The sequence below is a fragment of the Aestuariivirga sp. genome (assembly GCF_044238155.1).
GTDB lineage: Bacteria > Pseudomonadota > Alphaproteobacteria > Rhizobiales > Aestuariivirgaceae > Aestuariivirga.
The window spans coordinates 1-9,745 of the sequence record NZ_JBIIDX010000134.1 but is presented as its reverse complement, the minus strand read 5'-3'; the positions used below and the strand labels follow the sequence as shown (position 1 = coordinate 9,745).

10 protein-coding genes and 1 riboswitch are annotated in these 9,745 nt (G+C 62.4%); of the genes, 7 read left to right on the top strand and 3 right to left on the bottom strand.

Annotated elements, in window-relative coordinates:
* From ACILRN_RS13235 to ACILRN_RS13220, 4 genes are all read left to right on the top strand, one after another.
* The coding region (locus ACILRN_RS13235; RefSeq protein WP_395689010.1) for an NAD(P)/FAD-dependent oxidoreductase at positions 1 to 929 on the top strand (929 nt) is incomplete at its 5' end.
* Positions 929 to 1,699, top strand: coding sequence for a bifunctional hydroxymethylpyrimidine kinase/phosphomethylpyrimidine kinase (locus ACILRN_RS13230; protein WP_395689008.1), 771 nt, complete (start codon positions 929 to 931; stop codon positions 1,697 to 1,699). The genes ACILRN_RS13235 and ACILRN_RS13230, both read left to right, overlap by 1 nt.
* Entirely contained in the window at positions 1,696 to 2,397 is a 702-nt protein-coding gene (locus tag ACILRN_RS13225) for a DUF429 domain-containing protein (protein WP_395689006.1), read from the top strand. Before ACILRN_RS13230 ends, ACILRN_RS13225 begins: the two co-directional genes overlap by 4 nt.
* Positions 2,398 to 2,431: 34 nt before the next feature.
* The gene (locus ACILRN_RS13220; RefSeq protein ID WP_395689004.1) at positions 2,432 to 3,364 is read left to right on the top strand and encodes a threonine/serine dehydratase; all 933 of its coding nucleotides are present in this window, start codon (positions 2,432 to 2,434) and stop codon (positions 3,362 to 3,364) included.
* On the opposite strand, the gene ACILRN_RS13215 is transcribed toward ACILRN_RS13220, so the two are convergent.
* From ACILRN_RS13215 to ACILRN_RS13205, 3 genes are read right to left on the bottom strand one after another with little or no spacing between them, the layout of a single operon-like run.
* Positions 3,357 to 4,640: a flavin monoamine oxidase family protein gene (locus tag ACILRN_RS13215; RefSeq protein WP_395689002.1), complete on the bottom strand. Its 1,284-nt coding sequence runs from the start codon at positions 4,638 to 4,640 to the stop codon at positions 3,357 to 3,359. The genes ACILRN_RS13220 and ACILRN_RS13215 overlap by 8 nt on opposite strands.
* Positions 4,641 to 4,700: 60 nt before the next feature.
* Positions 4,701 to 5,918 carry a class I SAM-dependent RNA methyltransferase gene (locus ACILRN_RS13210; RefSeq protein WP_395689000.1) on the bottom strand — a complete coding sequence of 406 codons (1,218 nt, stop codon included), beginning with the start codon at positions 5,916 to 5,918 and terminating at the stop codon, positions 4,701 to 4,703.
* A complete protein-coding gene (locus ACILRN_RS13205) occupies positions 5,911 to 6,552 on the bottom strand; it encodes a thiamine diphosphokinase (RefSeq protein WP_395688998.1) in 642 nt (213 codons plus the stop codon). Before ACILRN_RS13205 ends, ACILRN_RS13210 begins: the two co-directional genes overlap by 8 nt.
* A gap of 57 nt (positions 6,553 to 6,609) precedes the next feature.
* Positions 6,610 to 6,716, top strand: a riboswitch (TPP riboswitch).
* A gap of 42 nt (positions 6,717 to 6,758) precedes the next feature.
* On the opposite strand from ACILRN_RS13205, the gene thiB reads away from it, so the two are divergent.
* The 3 genes from thiB to ACILRN_RS13190 all read left to right on the top strand — a co-directional run.
* Positions 6,759 to 7,754: a thiamine ABC transporter substrate binding subunit gene (thiB, locus tag ACILRN_RS13200; protein ID WP_395688996.1), complete on the top strand. Its 996-nt coding sequence runs from the start codon at positions 6,759 to 6,761 to the stop codon at positions 7,752 to 7,754.
* Complete coding sequence (locus tag ACILRN_RS13195; protein WP_395688994.1) at positions 7,730 to 9,277, top strand: ABC transporter permease subunit; 1,548 nt, start codon at positions 7,730 to 7,732, stop codon at positions 9,275 to 9,277. Before thiB ends, ACILRN_RS13195 begins: the two co-directional genes overlap by 25 nt.
* Positions 9,274 to 9,745, top strand: a 472-nt coding sequence (locus tag ACILRN_RS13190) for an ATP-binding cassette domain-containing protein (protein ID WP_395688992.1), incomplete at its 3' end; no start/stop codon positions are given. The genes ACILRN_RS13195 and ACILRN_RS13190, both read left to right, overlap by 4 nt.

The following is a 9,745-nucleotide window of genomic DNA, read 5'->3' as shown; positions in this document are numbered from 1 at the left end:
ACGCCGATGTCGGCTTTCGTGAACAGGGCTATCTCATTCTGGCCTCGGAGGACGGCTTGCCGATCCTCGAAGAGAATCACCGGGTACAGATCGCCAATGGCGCCGACAATGTTCTCTTGCGCGGCCCCGAGCTTGCGGTCCGCTTTCCATGGCTGGTGGCCGCCGGCCTGGCCGCCGGCTGTTTCGGGCTCTCGGGCGAAGGCTGGGTCGACCCCTATTCCCTGGCGTCGGTGTTCCGAAAGGCGGCGCTGTCACGTGGCGTTGTGCTGATCCAGGGCGAGGTCACAGGCCTGACCCGCACCGGACAGCGCATCTCCGGGGTGAGGCTGGCAAGCGGCGAAGTCATTGGCTGCGGCACAATAGTCAATGCAGCTGGCGCGGGGGCGGGCAGCCTTGCTGCCATGGCAGGCATCCCACTCCCGGTCGGGCCGCGCAGGCGCTACGTCTATGTTCTGGATTGTCCTGCCGCCACCGAGGCTCTGCACAAGGCGCCTCTCACAGTGGAGCCTGGCGGAATCTATTTCCGCCCGGAGGGCCGCAACTTCCTCTGCGGTCTGTCACCTGAGGAGCACGAGGAGCCGCTGATCTCCGGCTGGGATGTTGATCATGGCTGGTTCGAGGACCGGATCTGGCCACGCCTGGCAGAGCGCGTGCCGCTGTTTGAGACCATCAAGGTCATAGGGTCTTGGACAGGCTACTATGACTACAACGCCCTCGATCAGAATGCTGTCATCGGGCCACACCCCGAAATTGGCAATTTCCTTTTTGCCAATGGCTATTCTGGCCATGGGCTACAGCAAGGTCCGGCGTCTGGCAACGCCATCGCCGAGCTGATCATCCATGGTGGCTACCGCACCATTGATCTCAAGCGCTTTGGTTACGACCGCATTGTTCGCAATCAGCCGCTCTTCGAGAAGAATGTCATCTGATGCGGGTGTTGAGCGTTTCGAGCCAGGTGGTCTGGGGCCCGGTCGGCAATTCCGCGGCCGTGCCTGCACTTCAGTCAGCAGGCCATGAGGTGCTGGCTCTTCCCTCGGTCATTCTGTCCAATCATCCTGGCCATGGCACGCCGGCCGGTTTGCGCATGCCCGCCGCCGACATGGCGCAGATGTTGCAGTCGCTTGAGGCGCTGGGCGCACTCAATGGGTTGGATGCCGTGCTCACGGGCTATTTCGCGTCAGCCGATCAGGTGCATGAGGTGGCGGCACTGCTGCACCGCGCCCGCGCAGCCTACGTGCTCGTTGATCCCGTCATGGGTGACCATGGGCGCCTTTACGTCGCTGAAGAGGTTGCAGCCGCGATCCGTACCCAACTGCTGCCCTGCGCCACCTGCATTGCGCCAAACCGGTTCGAGCTGATGCTGCTCTCCGGCCAGCCTGTTGAGGATCAGGAAAGCGCAACTGCCGCCGCACGCTCACTGGCCATTCCGGAGGTGCTTGCTACCTCCATACCAGCACCAGGCGGTCAGCTTGCAACTCTTGTCGTGACTGCAACTGACGTATTCACCAGGCTTATACCGCAGCGGCCTAGCGTTCCGCATGGAACGGGTGATTTTCTCAGTGGCCTTTATCTTGCAGCACGACTTCGGTTACCGCCGCACGAGGCTCTCGAGGCTGCCATGGCCGTGCTCGAGCGCGCCATTGTTCGAAGCGAGGGAACGGCAGTGCTGGATGTAGCCGGCGCCCTGCACAACGCATGACCCCCGTCATCGGTGTTGATGGCTGCCGTGGTGGCTGGATTGCAGTGCGCTGGGGCGACGGCCTGTCGCATCACTTCTGCCGGAGCTTTTCCGAGGTGCTGGCTTTAGATGCTATGGTGATCGCGGTGGACATGCCCATCGGCTTTCCGAAGCAGTCGGGCCGGGTAGCAGAGCGCGAGGTCCGCGGGCTGCTGGGTGAACGCCAGTCGAGCGTATTCTCCGTACCCTCCCGGGCCGCCGTGATGTGCACTGAATATCGCGCCGCCTGCGATATCAATCTTCGTCATTCCAATCCGCCAAAGAAGATCGCAAAGCAGATTTTTCACATTTTTCCCAAGATGAGGGAGATTGATGCGCTGATGACGCCGCAACTGCAGGCACGGGTCTTCGAGGTGCATCCGGAACTGGCCTTCTGGGCCATGAATGGAAAGGCTCCTCTCTGCCTGCCGAAAAAAATGGGTGGCCGCCCGCATGAGCCGGGCCTTGCCCTGCGCCGTGAACTGTTGTCGCGCAACGGATTTCCGCTGGCATCATTGCCTGCCGCCACCTATCGGGCCGCGGACGTCGGAGCAGATGATCTCATTGATGCCTGCGCCTGCGCTTGGAGCGCCAGGCGTATTTCGCAAGGTGTGGCCCTGCGGTTTCCGCCAAGCCCGCCTGTTGATGCGCGTGGCCTTCGCATGGAAATCAATGCATGATTGACAAGGTCACAGAAAGCCGGAAACTGTGGTCATGATCAGCCGCGATGACATCACCCGCGCCGCTCAGCGAATCGCTCCGCATATTCGGCGTACTCCGGTCATCGACGTCCATGTCGGGGGTGTTGCGCTTCCGGTCACGCTGAAACTCGAGTTGCTCCAGCACTCAGGAAGCTTCAAGGCACGCGGTGCCTTCAACACGCTTCTTCAAACCACCGTTGGTGCAGGTGGCGTCGCCACGGCCTCCGGTGGGAACCATGGCGCCGCCGTCGCTTATGCATCGCGACACCTGGGCTACAGCGCGAAGATATTCATTCCCGAAATTGCGTCTCCCGCCAAGGTAGCGCGGATTGCGTCCTATGGCGCAGAAATTGTGCAGAAGGGCGAAAACTACAATGCTGCTCTTGCCCTGTGTGATGGCTGGATTGCAGAAAGTGGTGCTGCAGGTGTTCATGCCTATGATGCCGAGCCCACACTCGAAGGCCAGGGTACGCTGGGGCGCGAAATCGAGGATCAGGCTCCGGGGCTTGATACGCTCCTTGTTGCAGTCGGTGGCGGCGGTCTCATCGGCGGCATTGCAGCCTGGTACCAGTCCGGAATCAAGATCGTTGGTGTCGAGCCTGTGACCTGCAATACGCTTCATGCTGCCATGGCAGCCGGTGAGCGCGTACCAGTCAAGGCATCGGGCCTTGCCACTGACTCGCTGGGCGCCACGACGGTGGGAAAGCTGATGTTTGAGATCGCGAAGCACCACATCGCAGAGGTTGTCCTGGTCACGGACGACGATATTCGTGACGCTCAGCGCAGGCTATGGCGCGAGATGCAGCTGGTGTCCGAGCCCGGTGGTGCTGCGGCTTTTGCCGCCTTGCTGTCCGGCGCCTACCGTCCTGAGAAGGATGAGCGCGTCGGACTCGTTGTTTGTGGCGCCAATACCTCGTTTGATGTCTTCGGGCCACTCCTCAGCTGAATTTCAGCACGGCATCAGCAGCATCCTCACCGGCGATCACGGCGCCTTCGAACCAGCCAGCCTGCAATCGTGCGTAGTCCGAGGAGGCAAAGGCGATCCGCCCCTCCGGTTGCCAGTTGCCTGTGTCAAGCTGCAGTTCATGCCCCGCGAAGGCGGCAACCCAGGTACCGCGTGCATAGGGATCGTTCACCCAGTCATGCCAGTCATGGGAGAGCACCCGCGCATTCGGCATGAGCTTTGCCATCTGCGCGCTCACCCAGGCAGCATCGGCGGGCCTGTTGCCATCCTGCATCAGACCGAAGGCAACCACATAGGTCGATCCATCCCGTGTGCTACGCTCGGCGAATGCGAATTCAATGCCATTGCCATCACCCGTCACCAGCGTGCCGACGGGCACGCCCTCCATCCGGACCCACAGCTTGAAGGATCGGCCGCCATGGCCCAGGGTGATAGCATCGCGCTTGCCCGGTGAAAGCCCGGGCGTGAAGTGGAGCGGCGCCAGTTGGTTGAGGCCCAGTGCCAGGATCGCTGATGGCGCCTGATGAACCCCTGATTCCGATGATAGCTCGACGTGGCTGTTGGTCTGCCTTACCGACACCACAGGCTCCGAGACAATCAGATTGGCCCCTGATTCCTCGATCATGCGCTCCGCGAGGGCATCCATCCCCGGAACGACCGTGTCAGACCAGAAATTGATCATGCCTTCGGCGAGGCCGTTGTCATAGGCGCAGCTTGCGAGAAACTCGGATGCCGCAACCTTTTCATGCTCGCCATTGCCCGAGACCGTCCACCAGGCAGAGAAAATGTCACGGGTGGATTTTGGGCAGTCCAGCCGGTCGAGATAGTCGCGAAAGGAAATGCCGGTCAGCGCCTGCCCCTTTTCATTGATCGATTGTCCCGTCTTCAGCAGGATTGCATCGGCAGCGACCCGTGCAATGGCGCGCTCATGCGCCACCATGTGCTGGGCGGTGGCTGGACCCTCTCCATCGCTCATGCCATCGTGCAGCCAGAACCTCTTGCTCACCCCGCAGCGGGGCCGCAGGGATAACCCCAGGTCCTGCACCAGTGCGCGGATGCGCATGTGCCACGGTGTGATCCAGGCTCCGCCAAACTCGAGTTCGACGCCGTCTCCTGCATAGGGTCTCTTGTAGCCGCGTCCACCGCAGCGGGCGCGTGCCTCAAGGAGAGTGACGCGCCTTCCGGCCTTGCTCAGGCGCAGTGCTGCCGCGGCACCTGCCAGACCGGCTCCCACCACGATCGTATCTGCGTTCTGCATCAGATCAGGCTAGCATCTGGCATGCCGCAGTGACAATCGCCACCAAAGACAAAGGCGTCTTCAGCGCCTGAACAGGGCTGCAATTTCAACGTGGCTCGACCATTTGAACTGATCAACCGCCAGAAGCTGCGTCAGCACAAGGCCGCCACCGACAAGGATCTCGGCATCACGTGCAAAGGTCACCGCGTCACAGGAGATCGCCACCACCGTCTTGACCTTTGAGCGTGCCAGCTGGCGTGCCTGTGCTTCTGCTCCGGCGCGCGGTGGATCAAGGACAACGGCATCAAAGCCCTTCATCTCATTTGGCACCAACGGCTCGCGAAACAGATCGCGTGCATGGGCGGCAATCGGCTTCAGGCCAGAGCTGCTCCGGGCCGCCCTGGTCAGCGCGGCGATGGCGTCATGGTCATTGTCGTAGGCCTGAACCTTTGCGCGCTCCGCCAGCCGCAAGCTGAATGGGCCGATGCCGCAGAACAGGTCAGCTACGGTCTTGGCCTTGCCGGCCATCTCCAGCACGAAGCCTGCCAGAATTTCCTCGCCTTTCGTGGTCGCCTGCAGGAAGCCACCGGGAGGCAGCGTCACCTCGGCTTGTCCAAACCTCACCCTTGGAGCCACTCGCGTGGCGATGATGTCGCCGTTCACGGTGAGGCGTGCCAGCGTATGATTGTGCATGACTTGGATCAGGGCAGCGTCATCTGGTGGAATTCTGCCCCGCTCGACCTTGATGCTGGCATCAAGCCCCGTCAGCGTCGAGGTCAGCGCCACGTCGCAGTCACCAAGCACCGCGCCAAGTGCACGCGCGATGTCGAAAGCCGGGGCAAGTGCTGGCTCCAGAACTGGGCAGTGCGTGATGTCCAGCAAGCTGTGGCTGCGTGCTGCCATGAATCCTGCCGAAACCTGGCTGCCCGCCCGGCGCACGTGCAGGCTCACCCGGCGGCGGCCCGCGCCATGCGCATCAACGCAATCCGGCACAGCATATGCAATGCCGCGCGCTGCCAGGGCTTCTGTCACTTGTGCCGCTTTCCACGATCGGTAGGGTTCGGCGCGCCAGTGCTGCAACTGGCAGCCGCCGCAGCGCCCGAAATGGCCGCACACCGGATCAATCCGCTCGGGCGAGGCCTGGAGTACCGCCTTGAGCAGTGGTTGTCCCTCCGCGTCAGCCACCGTCACGTCCTCTCCGGGCAGTGTGCCAGCCACCAGTATGCGGCGTGGGCCATCATGCCCTACGCCCTGGCCGCGCCGGCCGATGGCTTCGATCCTGAGGTTGGTTTCAGTCATTGGGCGCCAACAGCGGATAGGCAATCGCCACGCCATGTCCCGCCTGCAGCATGATGTCGACCTGGCCCGTCACGACATTGGACAGGGTAAGTGTCGCGCCAAGGCCCACGGTCTGTTCGGCAAGCGGCCACTTGACGCCAGTGAGGCTCAGGCCGGTCAAATCGCTGAACGGAATGATGCTGAGCCGCGAACCTGCTGGAACATCGATGCTGAGATGTCCCGGAACCACGGGCCACGCCTCCTCGGCGCCGCTGCTCAGGCAGCAGCGGAAGCCGCGGCGAGCAATATCGAGACTCTGGCCCAACAGCCCGGCCGTATGGTCCGTCTGCCCGCCCAGCCCGCCCAGCAGCAGGAAGTCGCTTGCGCCGCGCCGCATCGCCTCGGCAATGGCGATCGCCCCGTCCGTTGCGTCCTTGTCGGTGGGAAAGGTCTCGCGTGGGACATCTGCATATTGAAGTGCAAGCTCGGAACCTGCCGAGTCGAAGTCACCGACCCAGAGTTCCGGTGTCACGCCCAGAGCGGCGGCATGCATCATGCCGCTGTCGGCAGCGATGATGCGCGCCTTGCCGATCTGTCTGCGCAGCCGCGTGGTTACGCTGAGATCGCCTCCCAGCAGTATGGCAAAACATGTCATGACCGCAGCCATAGCAAAAGAGGCTTGTCAGCGCACGCCCGAAGCCCTAAGCCGATACATGCTCTCACGGGGTGCCGTACCAGCGGCTGAGACAGGGCATCCGCCCTAACCCGATGAACCTGATCCGGATCATGCCGGCGGAGGGATTGCGAGCGGACCTCCCTGAAGGTGGTCCAATCCTCCATCCAACGGCGAATGGAGGACCGATGAAGAAAACGCTCACCACTCTGTTCGCGCTTCTCTGGCTTGTCGCGCCTGCGGCTGCGAAGGAGACGCTGACCATCTACACCTATGACAGTTTCGTCGCCGAGTGGGGCCCCGGCCCCAAGGTGAAGGAAGAGTTCGAGAAGATCTGCGATTGCACCGTCGAATGGGTTGCGCCCGGCGACGGCGTGGCGCTTTTGAATCGCTTGAAGCTGGAAGGCCAGAACACCAGGGCGGATGTGGTGCTGGGTCTTGACACCAACCTTACGGCGGAAGCCCGCAACACCAGCTTGTTTGCCAGGCACGGGCTCGACTTGGCCCAGGCCAAAACACCCATTCCGTGGACGGATGAATATTTCATGCCCTTCGACTATGGCTATTTTGCCGTGGTCTATGACACCGAGGTGATGGCGGAGCCGCCGCAGTCGCTCGAAGAACTGGTCAACGGCGACCCGACCAGGAAGATCCTGCTCCAGGATCCGCGCTCTTCGACGCCGGGGCTTGGCTTCCTGCTGTGGATGAAGAAGATCTATGGCGACAAGGCGCCTGAGGCCTGGAAGAAGCTGCAAGCGCGTGTGCTGACGGTGACGCCGGGCTGGTCGGAGGCCTATGCACTGTTCACCAAGGGCGAGGCGCCGATGGTCTTGTCCTACACCACGTCTCCCGCCTACCACGTGATTGCCGAAAACAGCGACCGCTATAAGGCGGCGGCTTTCGCAGAGGGTCATTACCTGCAGGTGGAGGTGGCAGGCCTCATCGAGGCGAGCCCGCGCAAGGATCTGGCCAGGAAGTTCCTGGCCTTCATGATGGGGCCCGGCTTCCAGGATCAGATCCCCACCACCAACTGGATGTTCCCGGCGGGGGCCACATCAGGGCCGTTGCCGCCTGCCTTCGAGGCGCTGGTCAAGCCGGAAAAGGCGCTCATCTTCCCGGCCAAGGAGGTGGATCAGTACCGCCGCGCCTGGATTGACGAGTGGCTGAACGCCACAACGCAGTGATCGCCTATCGACCATCGCGGGCGCCAGCCATTCTGGCGCTCGCCATCCTTGGCCTTGCGCTGGGCGCCGGTTTCCTCCCCGTGCTGCTGCTGGGGCTGCGGCAGGGCATCGCCGGTCTTGATTCCTATCTCCTCCGTGTGCTGATGTTCACGCTCCTTCAGGCAGGTCTGTCAACCGTGCTGTCGGTTGCGCTCGGCCTGCCGCTGGCGCGCGCCCTGGCACGGCAGGGTACATTTCCCGGCCGTTCCATTCTGCTGCGGCTTCTCAATCTGCCACTGGCCCTTCCTGCGATCGTGGTCATCATCGGCCTCATCGAGGTCTATGGTTCTGGCGGCTGGTTTGGTGGCGTGTTCAGTCTCTATGGCCTCACTGGCATTCTGCTTGCGCATCTCTTCTTCAACGCGCCCCTTGCTGCTCGCCTGATCCTGGCCGATCTCGAAAGAATTCCAGAGGAAAGCTGGAAACTGGCCGCTCAGCTGGGCCTTGCATCCTGGTCGCTGTGGCGCTTTGTCGAGTGGCCTGCCATCCGCAATGGCGTTGCCTCGGCTGCGCTCCTCATCTTCCTGCTCTGCGCATCCAGTTTCGCCGTGGTGCTGACATTGGGTGGCGGGCCTGCCGCAACCACCCTCGAAGTTGCGATCTATCAGTCGCTGAGGGCCGACTTTGATCCGCAGCGGGCTGCCATGCTCGCGCTCGTTCAATTCGGCCTCTGCGCCGTGTCGGCGCTGGTTGCTCAGCGCTGGGGCGGGCTGTTGCAGGATGTACCCATGCTGCGCCTTGCCGGCCGGCGTTTCGATGGTCGGCGGATCGTGGCGCGCTTGCTGGATCTTGGCCTCATTGCGTTGTTCCTGTTCATTCTCCTTCCACCTCTTCTGGCGCTCGTTGCTTCGGGCATCACCCATGTCTCCATGACGATTTTGCTGCTGCGCGCCCTGCTGACCAGTCTCGTGCTAGCCAGTGCAAGCGCCGTTCTTGCCTTCCTTCTGGTCTGGCCGCTCGCCATGCTGGCCGTGCGCAGTACCAGCTGGCGGCGGCTGGTTGCCGTCGCCGTGCTTGCCGCCTGGATCGTGCCACCGGCCGCGCTTGCCACTGGATGGTTCATCAGTCTCATTGCCTATGCAGGCCCGGTCTGGTTGTCGGCTCTGCTGGTGATCGCCATGAACGCCATGATGGCGCTTCCATTCGTGGCGCGCGTCCTCACACCCGCGCTCAGCCGCTCGGCGGAATCACATGACCGGCTGTGCCTGAGCCTCGGCCTGAGGGGATGGAACCGCTTCCGCGCAGTCGAATTGCCGGCTGTCCGCCAGGCGTCTGGTCTGGCACTTGTCATGGCGCTCATCCTGTCTCTCGGCGATTTGACGGCAATCTCGCTGTTCGGCACGCAGGATTTCGTGACGCTGCCCGCCCTGATCTACCGCCAGATGGGAAGTTATCGCTTCGATGAAGCAATCGGCACAGCCGTGGTCCTGGGCCTTGTCGTGTTGGTTTTTTCACTGCTGGCCGACCGTTGGAGCAAGCCATGAGCCTTGAACTTGATCATCTTGGCTTCCGCTATCAGGACATGGCCATGGATTTTCACGTGACGTTCCCTGCTGCTGCCTTCTCGGCTGTGATAGGCCCGAGCGGTGGCGGCAAGTCGACGTTACTGAACCTCGTTGCGGGATTCGAGACGCCGCAGTCAGGCCGAGTGCGTGTTGATGGCCGCGATATCACGTCTCTGCCGCCCGATCAGCGCCCGGTAAGCATGATCTTCCAGGACAACAACGTCTTTTCGCATCTTGATCTCTACCAGAACGTAGCGCTGGGCATGTCTCCTGGCCTGCGGCTGGACGCTGGCCAGGCGGAACAGGTTCGTACAGCCCTTAGCGACGTGGGCCTGGCCGCACTTGCGCATCGCAAGCCCGGCGAGATTTCGGGTGGTGAACGCCAGCGTGTGGCACTGGCGCGCGCCCTGGTGCGTGACCGGCCGGTGCTGTTGCTTGATGAGCCCT

Bases quoted from the DNA above. Each gene is read 5' to 3' on its own strand.
- ACILRN_RS13210 (WP_395689000.1), bottom strand. From the start codon at position 5,918: ATGACTGAAACCAACCTCAGGATCGAAGCCATCGGCCGGCGCGGCCAG.
- thiB (WP_395688996.1), top strand. From the start codon at position 6,759: ATGAAGAAAACGCTCACCACTCTGTTCGCGCTTCTCTGGCTTGTCGCG.
- ACILRN_RS13215 (WP_395689002.1), bottom strand. From the start codon at position 4,640: ATGCAGAACGCAGATACGATCGTGGTGGGAGCCGGTCTGGCAGGTGCC.
- ACILRN_RS13220 (WP_395689004.1), top strand. From the start codon at position 2,432: ATGATCAGCCGCGATGACATCACCCGCGCCGCTCAGCGAATCGCTCCG.
- ACILRN_RS13230 (WP_395689008.1), top strand. From the start codon at position 929: ATGCGGGTGTTGAGCGTTTCGAGCCAGGTGGTCTGGGGCCCGGTCGGC.
- ACILRN_RS13225 (WP_395689006.1), top strand. From the start codon at position 1,696: ATGACCCCCGTCATCGGTGTTGATGGCTGCCGTGGTGGCTGGATTGCA.
- ACILRN_RS13205 (WP_395688998.1), bottom strand. From the start codon at position 6,552: ATGACATGTTTTGCCATACTGCTGGGAGGCGATCTCAGCGTAACCACG.